The sequence below is a fragment of the Pirellulimonas nuda genome (assembly GCF_007750855.1).
In the GTDB taxonomy this organism is placed as follows: domain Bacteria; phylum Planctomycetota; class Planctomycetia; order Pirellulales; family Lacipirellulaceae; genus Pirellulimonas; species Pirellulimonas nuda.
The window spans coordinates 4,173,112-4,189,069 of the sequence record NZ_CP036291.1; the positions used below are offsets into that span (position 1 = coordinate 4,173,112).

The following is a 15,958-nucleotide window of genomic DNA, read 5'->3' on the forward strand; positions in this document are numbered from 1 at the left end:
ATGCCTACCTATGCAGCAATCTTGGTGGCGGCCGGCCAGAGCGCGCGGTTTGGCGACCCGTTCTACAAGAAGCCGTTCGCCATGCTGAACAACCGCGCCGTCTGGCTCCACTCGGCAGACCGGTTCCTGAACCACCCGGGGGTCGAGCAGGTGATCGTCGTGATCGCAGAGGAAGACGACGAGGAGTTCGACCGCCGCTTCGGCGCCAACCTCGCGATCCTCGGCATCACCTCCTGCCACGGCGGCGCGACGCGCGCCCAGTCCGTCGACGCCGGGCTGCGGCACGTGCGGGACGACGTCGACTTCGTCGCCATCCACGACGCGGCCCGCCCCTGCCTGACCGACCGCATGCTGACCGAGGTGTTCGAGGCGGCCCAGGCGCACGGCGCCGCGATCTTGGCCCACCGCGTCACGTCGACCCTGAAGCGCGAACGTGTCGAGGGGGAAACGGTCTTTGTCAAAGAAACCGCCCCCCGCGACGGGCTGTGGGAGGCGCAAACGCCGCAGGTGTTCGCCCGAGAGCTGATCACGGCCGCCCACGCCCAGCCAGACGCCCCAGACGCCACCGACGACGCCCAGCTCGTCGAGCGGCTCGGCAAACCGGTGGCGCTGGTCGAGGGCTCGCCGCTGAACATCAAGATCACCACCAAGGCCGACCTCAAACTGGCCGAACAGGTCCTCCGCGCCCTCCCCAAGCCAAAGCCCGAGGGGGGCCGCAACCCGTTTGCGGATGATGACTTGTTTAGGTGATGGGTTTGATAGGAGATGTGGGGATAACAAGAGATGTGGGGATGGGCCTCACCAGGGTTCGAGTCGAACCGATCCCCGAGAGAATTTCTTAGTACCCACCAGGCTGTTGGCTTCCGAACACGCTGGGCCCCTGTAAAACCAATCCCCACATCCCTTTCTCCATCCCCACCTCTCCCTTCGTAGGTTTCTAGCGATCTGCCATGAATCTCCTCGACGACCTCCGCTGGCGTGGCCTAGTCCATCAGACGACCGACGACGCCGGCCTGGGCGCGTGGCTCGACGCCAAACCGCGTGTGCTGTACTGCGGCTTCGACCCCACGGCAGACAGCCTGCACGTGGGCAGCCTGTTGCCGCTGCTGCTGCTGCGGCGGTTCCAGCGGGCCGGGCACCAGCCGATCGCCGTGGTGGGTGGCGCTACGGGGATGATCGGCGACCCCAGCGGCAAGAGCGCCGAACGCAACCTGCAATCCCCCGAGCAGCTCGCGGCCAACGTAGCGGGGCTCCGCGCGCAGATGAGCGGCTACCTCGACTTCGACGCCCCTCAGCGGCCCGCGCTGCTGGTGAACAACGCGGACTGGACCGCGCCGATGACCTTCTTGGAGTTCTTGCGCGACGTCGGCAAGAACTTCCCCATCGGCATGATGCTGGCCAAAGACTCCGTCAAGAGCCGGCTAGAGCGCGACGACACGGGGATGAGCTACACCGAGTTCAGCTACATGCTGCTGCAGGCGTACGACTTTGTGCACCTCAACCGCACGCTGGGCTGCGAGCTGCAGGTCGGCGGCAGCGACCAATGGGGCAACATCACGGCCGGTATCGACCTGGGCCGGCGGATGAACGGCGCGTCGCTGCAAGGGATGACCTGCCCGCTGCTCACGAAGAGCGACGGCTCGAAGATGGGCAAGACGGAGCAGGGCGCGGTGTGGCTCGACCCGCGCCGCACCAGCCCGTACCAGTTCTACCAGTACTGGGTGAACGTAGACGACGCCGACGTGAGCCCCTGCCTGCGGATGCTCACCGAGCTGCCGCGTGAGGAGATCGAAGCGCTCGACGCGGACCGCGCGGCGAGCGCGGCGGCCCGCCAGAGCCAGCGCCGGCTCGCCGAGACGCTGACCCGGTTGGTCCACGGCGACGCCGGGCTTGCGACCGCCCGCAAGGCGACCGAGGTCTTCTTCGGGGCGGAGATCAGCGACCTGGACGACGGCGTGCTGGCGGACATCTTTGCCGACGTCCCCAGCCAGCAGCTCCCCGCCACCCAGTTGGCGGGCGACGGCCTGAACGTGCTGGACGCGCTGGTCACCTCGACCCTGGCCAAGAGCAAGGCGGAAGCCCGCCGCGCCGTGGAGCAGGGAGGCGCCTACGTGAACAACCGCCGCGTCGAGAGCCCCCAGGCCCAGCTCACCACGGCCGACCTGGCGAGCGACACGGTGATGGTGCTCCGCAGCGGCAAAAAGCGTTACGCCCTGCTCCGTTTTCAGTAGGCCGCCGGACGGACGGAAACCGCCACGACGCCACGAGCGCCAAGGACGCCACAACTGACGGGACGGAAAAAGGGAACCGCCAAGGACGCCAAGAGCGCGGAGAAGGAAAATAGATAGGATCGAGCTGATCTTTCTTTGGGCATTGACGGGGGAGCGCTCTCATCGCCGGACAAAAGCGTTGATTCAACCTCCTCCCTTCCTGTTCATCCCGTAAATCCTGTCTCATACCGCGTCCGTCTTGGCGCTTCTTGGCGATCTTGGCGGTTCCCTTTTCCGCCCGTCGTGGCGTCCTTGGCGCTCGTGGCGTCTTGGCGGTTCCCTCTGTCCGTCCGCGGTCAATCCTTGCCAGCGGAAAACCGGGCACTTATCATGGCGGGTCTAGGTTCCGCGGCGTTTTCGCTCTGATTCATGAGGCGATTGATGGCTTCTCAGCCGGTTGTTGAGACCCGGGCTCTGTCGAAGGTCTACCGAGACTTCTGGGGCCGATCGAAGGTGCGCGCCCTCAAGGCGCTCGACCTTGAGGTCAACCAGGGCGAGATTTTTGGCCTGCTCGGCCCCAACGGGTCGGGCAAGACCACCACCATCAAGCTGGTGCTGGGGCTGCTGTTCCCCACCGACGGCCAGGCGTTGGTGTTCGGCAAAGACGCCACCGACGTCACCAAGAACGAACGCATCGGGTACCTGCCCGAAGAGTCGTACCTGTACAAGTTCCTCAATGCCGAGGAGACGCTCGACTTCTACGGCCGGCTGTTCGACATCCCGGCCGACGTCCGGCGTGAGCGGATCGAGAAGCTGCTGAAGATGGTGCAGATCGACCACGCCCGCAAACGGCAGCTCCGCGAGTACTCCAAGGGCATGACGCGGCGGATCGGGCTGGCCCAAGCGCTGATCAACGACCCGGAGCTGGTGCTGCTGGACGAGCCGACCAGCGGGCTCGACCCGCTGGGGACCCGCGACATGAAGGACATGATCCTCGGCCTCCGCGACCAGGGGAAAACCGTGATCATGTGCAGCCACCTGCTGGCCGACGTGCAGGACGTGTGCGACCGGATCGCGATCCTCCACCAGGGAGAGCTCAAGGAGCTGGGCCGGGTGGACGAGCTGCTGACCGTGGCCGACGTGACGCAGATCAAGGCGCGGAACATGTCCGTCGACTGCCAGAACGAGGTCCGCAGCGTGCTGGAGCGGCACCACTCCGAACTGCTGTCGATGGACAACCCGACCACCACGCTGGAAGACCTGTTCCTGTCGATCGTGCGAGACAGCGAAGCCAGGCCCGGCCGCCGCGTGGTGGCCGACGCAAAAGACGCCTAACCAACGATGGCCACGAAAAGGCACAAACAAGCACAAAGAAAGAGGAACACGATCGGGTGCGACGCAGCATAGGCGGATTCGCCCTTCACGTTGATCTCGAAGGCGACCGTAGCATGCGATCGCGATGCGCCCTACCGACGCTTCTTTCCTTTTTGTGCTTTTTTGTGCCTTTTCGTGGCCAACGTCCGTTGACCCAGAGTTATCAAAGATCGCCGCCACGCCTTTAACGCCCGGCCTACTCGTCGATGGTTGTTGAAAACGAAATCACTTCTTTCTTCGGGTGGCTGCTCCCTTCCACAGGGGCCAACCCGTCGCCCGGCGCGCTGCTGCTGTTTCTGCTGATCGTCGCCATCTTGGCGGTGCTGGCGCTGGTGGGGGGCTACCTGGTGAGCCTGGTCCGCCACGGGCCGCTCAAGGCGGGCGACCTGGTGTACCGCACCCTTGCCGCCAGCGTTCAGGAGGCGACGCACCTGTCGCCGCGTCGGGTCATGGCGCTGGCCGGGCTGGCGATCAAGGAGGCTCTCCGCCGCCGGGTGTTGGTGGCGCTGGGGGTGTTTGTCATTGTGCTGGTGTTCGCCGCGTGGTTCCTCAAGAACGACTACCGCGACCCGGTGGGGCTGTACCTGAGCGTCGTGTTTAACGCCAGCACGTTCCTGACGCTGGTGGTGGCGCTGGTGCTCAGCACGTTTAGCCTGCCGGGCGACTTCAAGAGCAAGACCATCTACACGGTGGTCACCAAGCCGGTCCGCCCCGCCGAGATCGTGCTCGGCCGGATCGTCGGGTTCGCCGCGATCGGCACGATGCTGATGGTGGTGATGGGGGCGTTGGGCTACATATTCGTCGTCCGCTCGCTGGACCACACCCACCTGGTAGAGCTGGCGACGCTGTCGAACGTGACCGACGCGGCGGGCGAAACGGTCGGCAAGCAGGGGCAGACCTCCGTCGACCTGTTCCACCGACACGAGCTGGTGATCGACGCCGACGGCCAAGGCGAGGCCCTGTCGGCCAACGGCCACACGCACCGCGTGACGCCCCAGGGGGACGGCTATGTGCTCTCGAGCCCCGAGGGGCTGATCCAGGCCCGGGTGCCCCAGCGGGGCGAGATCACCTTCCTCGACCGCCAGGGGGTCGCCAAGTCGAAGGGGATCAGCGTCGGCAAGGAGTGGGCCTACCGCAGCTACATCGACGGCGGCACCAAAGCGGCCGCGATCTGGACGTTCGACAACGTCACCCCCGCGGTCCTGATCGAGGACGAGTCGGGGGCCCAGTCGCTGCCGATCGAACTCTTGGTCCGCGTCTTCCGTAGCTTTAAGGGAGACGTCAACCGCGGAATCCTGGGGAGCATCCGGCTCCGCAACCCCGACAACCCGGAGCTGCAGAGCGAAGAGATCACCTTCACCGCCCGCGACTACTCGATCGAGCGGTACGACATCCCCCGCGCCCAGTTCGCCCAGGTGGACGGGCAGCGGAAGGCGGTCGACCTGATCGACGACCTCACCACGGAGGACGGCCGGCTGGAGGTGGTGGTGCAGTGCTTGGAGGGGGGCCACTACTTCGGCTTCGCCCGGGCGGACATGTTTATCCGCCGCCCGGACGCCAGCCCGCTGATGAACTTCGTCAAGGCGACCATCATCGCCTGGGTGCAGATGGTGATTGTGGTGGCGATCGGAGTGGCGGCCAGCACCTTCCTCAGCGGGCCGATCGCGTTGTTGTTTACCGTGGCGTTCTTGGTGCTTGGCTACAACCGCGAGTACTTTGTCGAGATCGCTACCGAGAAGTCGTTCGGCGGCGGGCCGATTGAATCGCTGGTCCGACTGGTGACGCAAAAGAACGTGATGACCCCCTTCGACCGCAGCCCCCAGATCGCCTTGATGGAGCGCATCGACGACGGCCTGGAAGGGATCATGTGGGCCGTGGCCCAGATGGTGCCCGACCTCCCAGCGCTCAGCGCCGCCAGCTACGTCTCGGACGGCTTCGACATCCCCTGGGCGATGGTCGGCCGGGCGGTCGCCCTGATGCTGGCGTACGTCGTGGGCCTGTCGGCCGCCGGGTACTTCTTCTTCCGAACCCGTGAGGTGGCCCGTTGAACGAACGCACAACGCTGTACCGCAAGCTGGCGTACGTGGGCATTATCCTGGCGCTGCTGTTCCCGCTGAACTGGCTCGCGGCGCCGCAGACGCGCGACAGCCCCGGCGGCAAGTTGGCGCAGATCCGCGAGCAGGAAGACCTGGGACAGGGAGACCTGGGCGAGATCGACCCCGCCAGCGAGGCGGCCAAGCTGGCCACGTTCGGCCTCCGAGGCGTCGCGGCGCAGTTTCTCTGGAATCAGGCCATCGAATACAAAAGGACCGAGAACTGGACCGCGCTGACCGCCACGCTCGAGCAGTTGGCCAAGCTGCAGCCGAACTTCCTCAGCTTCTGGGAGTTCCAGTCGTGGAACCTGGCGTACAACGTGTCGACGGAGTTCGACGACTACCACGACCGCTACTACTACGTCCGCCGCGGCATCCAGTTCCTTGAGCAGGGGCTGCGCTACAACCGCGCCAACCCCAAGCTGCTGTGGGACATGGGCTGGACGGTGGGCCACAAGATCGGCCGCGCCGACGAGAAAGAGCAGTACCGCCGGCTCTTCAAGGCGGACGACCAGTTCCACCCCGAAGACCGCCCCCCCGCCCAGCGCGACAACTGGCTGGTCTCGCGCGACTACTACGAGCAGGCGATCGAGGCGGCCGACTCCGGCAAGGGCTACGGCAAGAAGAGCCCCGTGCTGTTCTACGACGGCCCCGGCAAGAGCCAGATGAACTACGCCGAAGCCGTGGAAGACGAGGGCCGCTTCGAGACCGGTCTGGCCGCTTGGCGTGTCGCGGAAGACGACTGGCGGACCTTCGGCCAGCGCCCCGTCGAGCACTCGACCGGGGTGATCCTGCACCTGGCCGACGAGCCCTACCTCACCGACCGCGTGGCGCAGCTCACCAAGGAGCTCGAAGGCATGGCGCCCGGCCTGCGTGAAGAGCTGGTCGAGCAGCGTCGCCAGAAGCTGACCGAGGCCGAGCGCGTCGCCATCGACACCCCCGAGGCCGCCCGCACCACGGAGCAGTTCGACCTGGCCTACCAGGCCCAATCCGCGATCAAGGTGTCCGGCAAAGACCTGGCCGAGGCGATCGCCAAGAAGACCCCCTCCGAGCGGCGCAAGGCGCTGGCGCTGGCCGACGAGTTGGCCCGGGCCGAGATCCAACTGCGTTACACCGACAGCTACAAAGACACGTCGAACTACGACTACTGGATGACCCGGGCGATGTTCGAGCAGACGCCCGAAGCGGTCGAAGCCCGCAAGCTGATCTTCCAGGGCCGCAAGACCGCCAAGGAAGAGTTCGACGTGATCGCCGCCGCGGACTACTACCGCCGGGGGCTGGAGAAGTGGCGGGTGGTGCTGGACGCGTTCCCCGAGCTCTGGGACCCCGACGGCACGACGGGCGACGACGTGATGCAGTTGATCCTGGAGTACAACAAGCTGCTGGAGTCGAACGACCAGACCCTGCCCGACGACTTCCCGCTGTGGCAGATCGTGGAAGACTTCGACGCCGAGCAAGACCTCGCGCAGCAGCTCGCAGAGCACAAGCAGCGGACGGCGGGAGGAGCCAAGCCGGCCGAAGAGAAGACGCCGGCTGACGAAGCGAAGCCCGAGCCGAAGCCCGAGCCGAATCAAGTCGACGAGCAGCCGTCCGAAGAGCAGCCGACTGAGGAAAACAAGGCCGAGCCCAAGCAGCCCGAAGAGTCCCAAGCCGACGCGTCACCCGAAGACGCGCCAGGCGCGGACACGTCTGAGGCGGACCAAGAAAGCTCGGACGACAAGTAACCCGCGAGCCGGGGCGTCCCCGCCCCCGGCGCGTCTCCATCCGCTTCGCCACACGCTTCACTCCGTACGCCACACGTAGTGGCCAGGGTTTTCGCAGTTGCGCCGGGGCCGGGGACGGCCCGGCTGGCTTGCCTGCTTTGGCAGCGGCGCCGGCGCCCGCAAAGGGGGCGCAGAGCGCCCCATCTCGACTACCGGCAATCTTTCGCTCCGGTTGAGCCGCGCGATCGGTCGATAGGTGATGAGGAGTATCCTCGTACCGACCGAATCCCGGCCCTTCGAACCACGGAGCCGCTGCCTGTGGCCACCTCTCGACTCGTGCTAGCGGCTGCCTGCTGGATGCTGCTGGCCTGCCCCCTCTGGGCAGGCGGGGCGCTCCGCGTCCTGATCGCCCCCGAAGCAAGCGACCACACCCAACCGGTCGTCACCGCGGTAGCCATTAGCGCCGACGGCGGCGCCGTGGTCTCTGGCGGCGACGACCACAAGATCCGCGTCTGGAACGCCGCGAGCGGCGAGCAGCTTCTCGTCATGGAGGGTCACCAGGACTGGGTCCGCGACCTACGCATCGCGCCCACGGGCGACCGCCTGGCCTCGGTCGCCAACGACGGCTCGTTCCGGCTGTGGTCGCTCGGCGACGGTCGGCTGCAGCGCGAAAGCCAGCTCTCTTGCGACACGCTCGCCTCGGTGTCGTTCCACCCCAACGGCGAGCAGGCCGTGACCACAGGGTTCGGCGCCCCGGCCCGCCTGCACAACCTGTCGGCCGACGGGCCGGGCGAGTCGTACGCCTGCCCCTGCCGCGACATGCGGTGCTGCACGGTCTCTCCCAACGGCCAGCTCATGGCGGCCGCGGGCCGCAGCGGCGTGGTGCGGCTGTGGCCGATTGCTAGCGGCGGCGCGGCACGTGACCTTGCGGCCGGCGGGCGACGCATCTACTGTCTCGCGTTTTCGCCCCAGAGCGATCGGATCGCCGTCGCCGGCGACGACTCTATCGTGCGGATATTCGACGCTACCCTCGGAGACGTGGTGATGGAGCTCCCGGCCCGCCCCGCTAAGGTCCGCACGGCGCTGTTCCTGGACAGCGACCGCCTGGCCACGGCCGGCACGGACAACGCCATCACGGTTTGGGACCTCAAGAGCCGCGTGCCCACGCACCGCCTCACCGGGCACACGGGCACGGTAACCTCGCTTGCCTGGGCGCCCCAGACGGGCCGGCTGGCCTCCGGCAGCTACGACACCACCGTCCGGGTGTGGGACCTGAACCAGCAAGCCGTCAACCAAACCGCCAAGGCCGACCCCGCTACAACCCGCTGACGAAGGACGCTTGCGCGTCTGGCTGTCAGCGATCGGCTGACAGCCGTCGGCTTGAAGAACGCGACCCGAGAACATGGCTGAAGGCTGAACGCTGACGGCCGATCGCTAAGCACCTACTACGGGCTTTCAGGAGGAAACCTGTGGGATTATTCCGCACGCTGGGGCTCGTCTCCGCCAAACCAGCCGTCAAGCTCCGCCGCACCCGCGGCGTTTTTGAGCAGATGGAGCCCCGCCAGATGCTGGCCGGCGACGGCATTGCGCCGCCGCAGGTGCTGCTGGGGTCGGTCTACTTTGAGAACGACACCGGACAGGACCAAGAGGGCGACGTCATCCAGGTGTCGTTCGTCGGCGGCGCTGCGGGAACCACGCTCGACCGGCTGGTGATCAGCGGCGACAAACAGGGGGACGGCCTCTCCACCGGCGACGTGATCTTCGACACCGCCGATGGCGGCCTGGGAGACTTCGGCGCCGTAGGTCTGTCGGTCCTCTCGCACGACGGCTTCACCATCACCAGCATGACGGTGGTCGACGGCGGCTCGCAGATCATCTTCACGTTCGACGGCTTCGAGGCGGGCGAGAAGTTCGCCTTCACGCTCGACGCGGACGAGGCGCAGTATGTGGACGGCGACTCGATCGACGTCAACTCGATCGTCGAGGGTGGCGAGTTCCAGCGGTCGATCATGACGGGCGAGTTTACTGCGCCCGACTACGACAAGCTGACCCTAACCGGGCAGTACTGGGACGCGTTCGACACGCGCCGCGACGACGCAGAGTCCGCGACCGGCGGCTCGCTCGCCCTGCCCCGCGACTCCTACAGCACGCACGACGTGTACGTGAACTTCGTCTCGGCCGTGGACAAGACCAACCGCACCGCCGGCGCGGTGGCGTACGCGCCGCAGGTCCCCTTGGCCACGCTCTCCGGGTACGTCTACCACGACCGCTCGGACGACGGCAGCTTCGACCGCGACACGGAAGAGCCCATCCCGGGCGTCACCGTTGAGCTGCTGGACGCAGAGGGCAACCCCACCGGCCGCACAACCACCACCGACGCCAACGGCTTCTACGAGTTCCGCGAGCTGCAGCCCGGCAAGTACGGCGTGCGTGAGTTCCAGCCCGCCGATTACTTCGACGGCAAGGACACCCCGGGCACGCACGGCGGCGTCGCCGCGAGCGAGGCCGCCGGCGTGGTCGACCGCATTACCGGCGCCATGCTCGGCTTCGGCGACAACGGCTTGGAGTACAACTTCGGCGAGCTGCTGGCCGGCAGCATCGCGGGCCGTGTCGGCGCGTCCAACGGCCCCGACTGCAACTTCGACAACCCAGACATCCCGCTCGAGGGCGTGCGGATCGACCTGCTCGACCAGAACGGGGCGTTCATCCGCTCCACCACCACGGACAGCCAGGGCCGGTACAAGTTTGAGGGGCTCAAGCCGGGCTCCTACCAGGTCAAGGAGCACCAGCCCGAGGGCTACTACGACGGCGGCGAGCGTGCCGGAACCGCCGGCGGCCAGGTCAGCAACGACCTGATCACCGCCATCGCGATCGGCTCGGCCGTCAACGCGGTGAACTACGACTTCTGCGAGAAGGTGGGCGCCGACCTCTCCGGCTACGTCTACCACGACCGCTCCGACGACGGCGTGTACGACCCCAGCGAGACGCCCATCGCCGGCGTCACGCTCAAGCTGCTGCGCAGCGACGGCACGGACACCGGCCAGCGCGCGGTGACCAACAGCCAGGGCTACTACCAGTTCACCAACCTCGACGCGGGCTCGTACTGCGTGATGGAGGTGCACCCCGACGGCTGGCTCGACGGGAAGGATACGGCCGGCTCGCACGGCGGCGAGGCGGACCCCGCGGTCGGCGCAGACATGATCTGCGAGATCGCGCTCAACTTCGGCGACGACGCGGTCAACTACAACTTCGGCGAGCTGCTGCCCGGCAGCATCGCCGGTCGCGTGCACGTCGACCTCGACGGCGACTGCGAGTACGTCCCGGGCGAGCAACTGCTGTCCGGCGTCAAGATCGACCTGCTGGACGGCGACGGAAACTTCATCCGCTCCACCACCACCAACGCGCAGGGCGAGTACATCTTCACCGGGCTGCGCCCGGGCAAGTTCCAGGTGCGCGAGCACCAGCCCGAAGGTTACTACGACGGCGGAGAGAACGTCGGCACCGCCGGCGGCACGGCCAACAACGACTGGATCGTCGGCATCAACCTCGGCTCCGACCAGGACGCCGTGCGGTACGACTTCTGCGAGAAGCTGGGCGCCAACCTCTCCGGCTACGTCTACCACGACAGGTCGGACGACGGCGTGTTCGACACCACGGAGAGCCCCATCCCCGACGTGCTGCTCAAGCTGCTGCGCGGCGACGGCACGGACACCGGCCTGCGCGCCACCACCAACGCCCAGGGCTACTACGAGTTCACCAACCTCGACGCCGGCAAGTATACGGTGATGGAGGTGCAGCCGGCCGCCTACTACGACGGCAAGGACACCCCCGGCACCACCGGCGGCGCCGCCGACACGACGGTCGGCGGCGACATGATCAGCCAGATCATGCTCGCCTACGGCGACAACTCGCTGCGGAACAACTTCGGCGAGCTGCTGGCGGCCAGCATCGCGGGCCGCGTGCACGCCTCGACCGGGCCCGATTGTGACTTCGACAACCCAGAGATCCTGCTTGCGGGCGTCAAGATCGACCTGCTCGATGCGAACGGCAACTTCATCCGCTCCACCACCACCAACGAGCTGGGGCAGTACAGCTTCACCGGGCTGCGGCCCGGCACGTATCAGGTGTTCGAGCATCAGCCCACCGACTACTACGACGGCGGCGAACGCGCAGGCACCGCCGGAGGCGACGTCACCAACGACCGCGTCACCGGCATCACGCTCGGCAGCGAGCAGGCCGCGGTAAACTACGACTTCTGCGAGAAGGTGGGCGCCGACCTCTCCGGCTACGTCTACCACGACCGCTCCGACGACGGCGTGTACGACCCCACCGAGACCCCCATCGCCGGCGTCACGCTCAAGCTGCTGCGCAGCGACGGCACGGACACCGGCCAGCGCGCGGTGACCAACAGCCAGGGCTACTACCGGTTCACCAACCTCGACGCGGGCTCGTACTGCGTGATGGAGGTCCACCCCGACGGCTGGCTCGACGGGAAGGATACGGCCGGCTCGCACGGCGGCGAGGCGGACCCCGCGGTCGGCGCAGACATGATCTGTGAGATCACGCTCAACTTCGGCGACGACGCGGTCAACTACAACTTCGGCGAGCTTCTGCCCGGCAGCATCGCCGGTCGCGCGCACGCCGACCTCGACGGCGACTGCGAGTACGACCCGGGCGAGCAACTTCTGTCCGGCGTCAAGATCGACCTGCTGGACGGCGACGGAAACTTCATCCGCTCCACCACCACCGACATCAAGGGCGAGTACAGCTTTACCGATCTTCGGCCCGGCAAGTACCAGGTGCGCGAGCACCAGCCCACCGGCTACTACGACGGCGGCGAGAAGGCCGGCACCGCCGGCGGCACGGCCAACAACGACTGGATCGTCGGCATCAACCTCGGCTCCGACCAGGACGCCGTGCGGTACGACTTCTGCGAGCTGCCCCCGGCGATGCTCTCCGGCTACGTCTTCATCGACGGCGCCGTGATCTACTCCCCGGACGGCTCGGTGCCCGACGACCTGGCCTCGATCCGCGACGGCCAACGCACCGGCGACGACACGCCGCTGGCCGGCGTCACGGTCGAGCTGCGCAACGGCATCACCGGCGACCCGATCTTCGGCGAGGAGCTGCTGCCGGGCGTCTACCCGGACGGGCCCGTGCGGACCACCACCGACGCGAACGGCTTCTACAAGTTCAACGGGCTCTACGCCGCGGTCTACGCCGTGGTGGAGATTAGCCCCCCGGAACTCATCGACGGCATCGACACCCCGGGATCGCTGGGGGGGCTCGCCGTGAACGAGAACCCGTACGGCCTTGGCCAATCGGGCGTCCCGGGCGAAGGCCCGGCCATCGGCGGCGACCTGCGCCTGATGCAGCTTCTGTACACCCAGGTCGGCACCGACGCGATCGTGCGGATCCAGCTCAAGGTGGGGCAAAGCTCCGTAGAGAACAACTTCAGCGAAGTGCGCGTCACCAAGCCGCTGATCCCGCCGCCGCAGCCGCTGCCCGAACCGCCGCGGCCCGTGGTGTTCACCCCCCCCAACTTCGTGCCGCAGGCGCCGCTGATCCCGCTGCTGGTCACGCCCTCCACCCCGCGCAAGATCTACGACGGCGTCGGCGTGATGGGCTACACCTGGCACCTGAGCGTGGTGAACGGCGGCGCCCCGCGTCACACAGCCGAAGAGGTCGAGGCGATGGCGCGGCTCGCGTCGGCGCGGTTCGACGCCGCTTCGTGGGAACGCGTGGCGCTCGACGAGGCGCAGTGGAAGCTGGTCGAGGACGACGCAGAACTGTCGCAGCTACGCGAAGAGCTGTTCGGCGACCCCAACGCCATCCCGATCGCGGGCGACTGGGACGGCGACGGGCGTGTTGAGATCGGCGTGTTTATCGACGGCCAGTGGCTGCTCGACCTCGACGGCGACGGACGCTGGGGCCGGGGCGACCTGTGGGCCAAGCTCGGCACCAGGGACGACCTGCCGGTCACCGGCGACTGGGACGGCGACGGCAAGACCGACATCGGCATCTTCGGCCCCGCCTGGCCGCTAGACCCGTGGGCGATCGAGCGCGAACCCGGACTCCCCGACGCAGAGAACCACCCGACGCGCCTCGCCGGCAAAATGAAGAACGTGCCGCCGAGCATCGAGGACGCCACCAGCGGCGGCCGGATCATGCGTCGCACCATCACGGGCCAGTACCGCGCAGACCTAATCGACCACGTCTTCCACTACGGCGCCCCGGGCGACGCGGCGGTGGCGGGCGACTGGAACGGCGACGGCATCCGCTCGGTCGGCGTCTTCCGCGACGGCGTGTGGGAGCTCGACGTCAACGGCGACGGCCGGTTTGACGAGCGCGACGCCACGGTGGCCTTCGGCGCCACGGGCGACATCCCCGTGGTCGGCGACTGGGACGGCGACGGCATCGACGACCTGGGCGTGTTCCGCGGCGGCCACTGGCTGGTCGACAGCAACGGCGACCGCGTGCTCGACGCCACCGACCAGGCGTTCGACCTGGGCGCCCCGGGCGACCGCCCGATCGCCGGCGACTGGGACGGCGACGGCGCCGACGAGCCGGCCGTGCTAGGCCCGGCAACCAGCGACGCCGAGGTAAGGCTCACCCAACGCGCCGGCTAACCCAGGGGCGAGCCGCCGGCGTCAGCCGACGGAGCTGCGGCGTCTACCAACCCCGCCGGAAACCCCACGACGACCGGCGTGCGGGGGCCGCGTAGCCGCGGGAATAGCCGTTGGAGCTGCGCCGCTGGCGCAGTTCCCACTGCACCGAACCGTAGTTGATGCCCGAGATATTGGCGGTGCGGTGCGGGTTGTTCTTGCTGATGGTGATCGCGGACGCGGTGGGCGCCATCAACAAGACTAGGGCGAGGGCGGCCATCGGAAGCATGAGCTTGGGCATTGGAGGTGCTCCGGAGAGTTTGGAGCCGCCCACGGGAATTGCCGATTCAGCGATGGGGCAGCCGGTAATCGTACGGCCCCAGGGCTGCGGGTCCAGCAAGAAAAAGCCGCAGCGCCAGCCCCTGGAGGTTTCGTGCCGTATTGGCGTGGCGTTTACGCAGCCAGTATAATCGAGACGCGATGACGCCAACCCCCTTCATCAAAGGCCACTTCGATGGCCACTCGATCGTGCTGGACGAACCCGCCTCGCTAGCGGTGGGGCAGGAAGTGCGCGTGATTGTCGAACCATCGCCGCTAGTCGCGCCCCCCAAACCCGCTCGGCCGAGCCTTGCAGGGTTTGCAAAGGGGATGTTCGCCATGAGCGACGACTTCAACGAACCGCTCGACGACTTCGCGGAGTACCGGTGAGCCAGGTCCTGATCGACACCCAGGCCCTGATCTGGTTCGCAGAAAACGCACCAGCGCTATCGGCGGCTGCAAGGGCGCTGGTCGATGACCCCAATACAGTTCGCTTGGCAAGCTCGGCAAGTCTGTGGGAAATGGCGATCAAGATCCGTCTCGGCAAGCTGACCTTGAGATCTGGATCTTTACGGCGATTCGCGATCATGCTGCGGGATCACGACGTTGAGGTGCTTGACGTGTCAACGAACGACGCTATCGGCGTTGGCGACCTGCCTACCGGTGAGCACAAAGACCCGTTCGATCGCCTGCTTGCGGCGCAGTGCTTGGGACGTCGCCTGACCCTCGTATCGATTGACACCGCATTCGACGCCTACGGCGTGCGGAGAGTGTGGTAGCGACTCATGGTTCGAGAACCGCTAACGGCATCGAAGAAACGCCCTCTGAGCTCCAACGCTGGCGCGAGCTGCACTAAGAGCGGGCGGCCTCAGCTCGCCTTCAAGCGGCTGATCTCTTCCATCGCCGCGGCGATCTCGGCTTCGAGCTGGCGTACCTCTTCGGGGTCGTCCATCTGCTGCTTGGCGCCGGAGAGCTTCTGCTGCAAGTCGACCAGCTTCTTCCGCAGCACTTCGCTGCGCTTCTTGGCTTTCTTGTCCATTACGCGTAGCTCGCTAGATGAGGTGCGTCGAGTGGGGCCATCACAGTCGCGGCCGAGGCGGCGGGCTTGGGGATGTGGGGGATCGACTTGAGGACCGCCCCCAGCACGAAGATCGCCAACAGCGCGGCCAGCGTGATGTTCAGCCAGAACCTCGACTTCGCCTGCATCCGCGCGGCCAGCGAGGTCTTACCCGCCAGCAATGCGGCGAGCGCGAACACTGCCAGGGCCAGCAAGAACTTGGCGCCGAACAACGCGTGGTACAGCGGCGGCAGCTTCTGGTTGCCGGTGTAGATCACCCAGAAGTTGTAGGCGCCGCTGAGGATCAACAGCCCCGTGCAGGCCCCCACGCAGCCGGCCCACGCACGCCGCCCGCCGGAGTAGAGGTCGCCCCCCGCCGCACGGGGCGCGGCCACCCACCACAGGTAGACGATCCCCCCCAGCAGCGTGGCGCCGCAGGTGGTGTGGATGACGCGGGAAACGAGCGCCGCGAAGTACGCGGCGTCGAATACCGGAAGGGGGACAGCAGCGGGCGCCAACGGCGTGGTCTGAGCGAGTAAGAGATCGAGCATAGAGGGTCCGATGGGAGCGTCGCGGTGCGATCGGTCGATCCTAAGTC

Annotated in this window: 12 protein-coding genes; 9 read left to right on the forward strand and 3 right to left on the reverse strand. The window is 67.0% G+C overall.

The genetic code is table 11. The features are described 5' to 3' along the window. The 7 genes from ispD to Pla175_RS16155 all read left to right on the forward strand — a co-directional run bounded on the left by ispD (position 1) and on the right by Pla175_RS16155 (position 14,009). A complete protein-coding gene (gene ispD / locus Pla175_RS16125) occupies positions 1-750 on the forward strand; it encodes a 2-C-methyl-D-erythritol 4-phosphate cytidylyltransferase (RefSeq protein ID WP_145287230.1) in 750 nt (249 codons plus the stop codon). A gap of 200 nt (positions 751-950) precedes the next feature. After that, positions 951-2,231, forward strand: a complete 1,281-nt coding sequence (tyrS, locus tag Pla175_RS16130; protein ID WP_145287233.1) for a tyrosine--tRNA ligase — start codon at positions 951-953, stop codon at positions 2,229-2,231. Between the two features lie 420 nt (positions 2,232-2,651). Further along, positions 2,652-3,545 (forward strand): ABC transporter ATP-binding protein, encoded by an 894-nt coding sequence (locus tag Pla175_RS16135; protein ID WP_145287236.1) that lies wholly within the window; start codon positions 2,652-2,654, stop codon positions 3,543-3,545. A 245-nt stretch (positions 3,546-3,790) separates the two neighbouring features. Then, on the forward strand, positions 3,791-5,632 hold the full coding sequence (locus tag Pla175_RS26125; protein WP_197526904.1) for an ABC transporter permease: 1,842 nt from the start codon (positions 3,791-3,793) through the stop codon (positions 5,630-5,632). Beyond that, positions 5,629-7,401 carry a hypothetical protein gene (locus Pla175_RS16145; RefSeq protein WP_145287239.1) on the forward strand — a complete coding sequence of 591 codons (1,773 nt, stop codon included), beginning with the start codon at positions 5,629-5,631 and terminating at the stop codon, positions 7,399-7,401. Before Pla175_RS26125 ends, Pla175_RS16145 begins: the two co-directional genes overlap by 4 nt. Positions 7,402-7,698: 297 nt before the next feature. Then, a complete protein-coding gene (locus tag Pla175_RS16150; RefSeq protein WP_145287242.1) occupies positions 7,699-8,709 on the forward strand; it encodes a WD40 repeat domain-containing protein in 1,011 nt (336 codons plus the stop codon). Positions 8,710-8,849: 140 nt separating this feature from the next. Further along, positions 8,850-14,009: an SdrD B-like domain-containing protein gene (locus Pla175_RS16155; protein ID WP_145287245.1), complete on the forward strand. Its 5,160-nt coding sequence runs from the start codon at positions 8,850-8,852 to the stop codon at positions 14,007-14,009. A 43-nt stretch (positions 14,010-14,052) separates the two neighbouring features. Here the strand turns inward: Pla175_RS16155 and Pla175_RS16160 are convergent, their stop codons facing one another. Then, positions 14,053-14,286 (reverse strand): hypothetical protein, encoded by a 234-nt coding sequence (locus Pla175_RS16160; protein WP_145287248.1) that lies wholly within the window; start codon positions 14,284-14,286, stop codon positions 14,053-14,055. A gap of 179 nt (positions 14,287-14,465) precedes the next feature. Here Pla175_RS16160 and Pla175_RS16165 point away from each other — a divergent pair, with 179 nt between their 5' ends. Both Pla175_RS16165 and Pla175_RS16170 read left to right on the forward strand, forming a co-directional pair. Then, entirely contained in the window at positions 14,466-14,693 is a 228-nt protein-coding gene (locus Pla175_RS16165; protein ID WP_145287251.1) for a DUF2281 domain-containing protein, read from the forward strand. After that, positions 14,690-15,082, forward strand: a complete 393-nt coding sequence (locus Pla175_RS16170) for a type II toxin-antitoxin system VapC family toxin (protein ID WP_197526905.1) — start codon at positions 14,690-14,692, stop codon at positions 15,080-15,082. Before Pla175_RS16165 ends, Pla175_RS16170 begins: the two co-directional genes overlap by 4 nt. Positions 15,083-15,171: 89 nt before the next feature. Here Pla175_RS16170 and Pla175_RS26130 read toward each other — a convergent pair whose 3' ends face one another. Both Pla175_RS26130 and Pla175_RS16175 read right to left on the reverse strand, forming a co-directional pair. Then, positions 15,172-15,342, reverse strand: a complete 171-nt coding sequence (locus Pla175_RS26130) for a hypothetical protein (protein ID WP_197526906.1) — start codon at positions 15,340-15,342, stop codon at positions 15,172-15,174. After that, entirely contained in the window at positions 15,342-15,911 is a 570-nt protein-coding gene (locus Pla175_RS16175) for a hypothetical protein (RefSeq protein WP_145287257.1), read from the reverse strand. Before Pla175_RS16175 ends, Pla175_RS26130 begins: the two co-directional genes overlap by 1 nt. Positions 15,912-15,958: the final 47 nt, after the last annotated feature.

Coding starts and splice junctions, on each gene's coding strand:
- Pla175_RS16165 (WP_145287251.1), top strand. CDS start 14,466: ATGACGCCAACCCCCTTCATCAAAGGCCACTTCGATGGCCACTCGATC.
- tyrS (WP_145287233.1), top strand. CDS start 951: ATGAATCTCCTCGACGACCTCCGCTGGCGTGGCCTAGTCCATCAGACG.
- Pla175_RS16160 (WP_145287248.1), bottom strand. CDS start 14,286: ATGCCCAAGCTCATGCTTCCGATGGCCGCCCTCGCCCTAGTCTTGTTG.
- Pla175_RS16135 (WP_145287236.1), top strand. CDS start 2,652: ATGGCTTCTCAGCCGGTTGTTGAGACCCGGGCTCTGTCGAAGGTCTAC.
- Pla175_RS16175 (WP_145287257.1), bottom strand. CDS start 15,911: ATGCTCGATCTCTTACTCGCTCAGACCACGCCGTTGGCGCCCGCTGCT.
- ispD (WP_145287230.1), top strand. CDS start 1: ATGCCTACCTATGCAGCAATCTTGGTGGCGGCCGGCCAGAGCGCGCGG.
- Pla175_RS26130 (WP_197526906.1), bottom strand. CDS start 15,342: ATGGACAAGAAAGCCAAGAAGCGCAGCGAAGTGCTGCGGAAGAAGCTG.
- Pla175_RS26125 (WP_197526904.1), top strand. CDS start 3,791: ATGGTTGTTGAAAACGAAATCACTTCTTTCTTCGGGTGGCTGCTCCCT.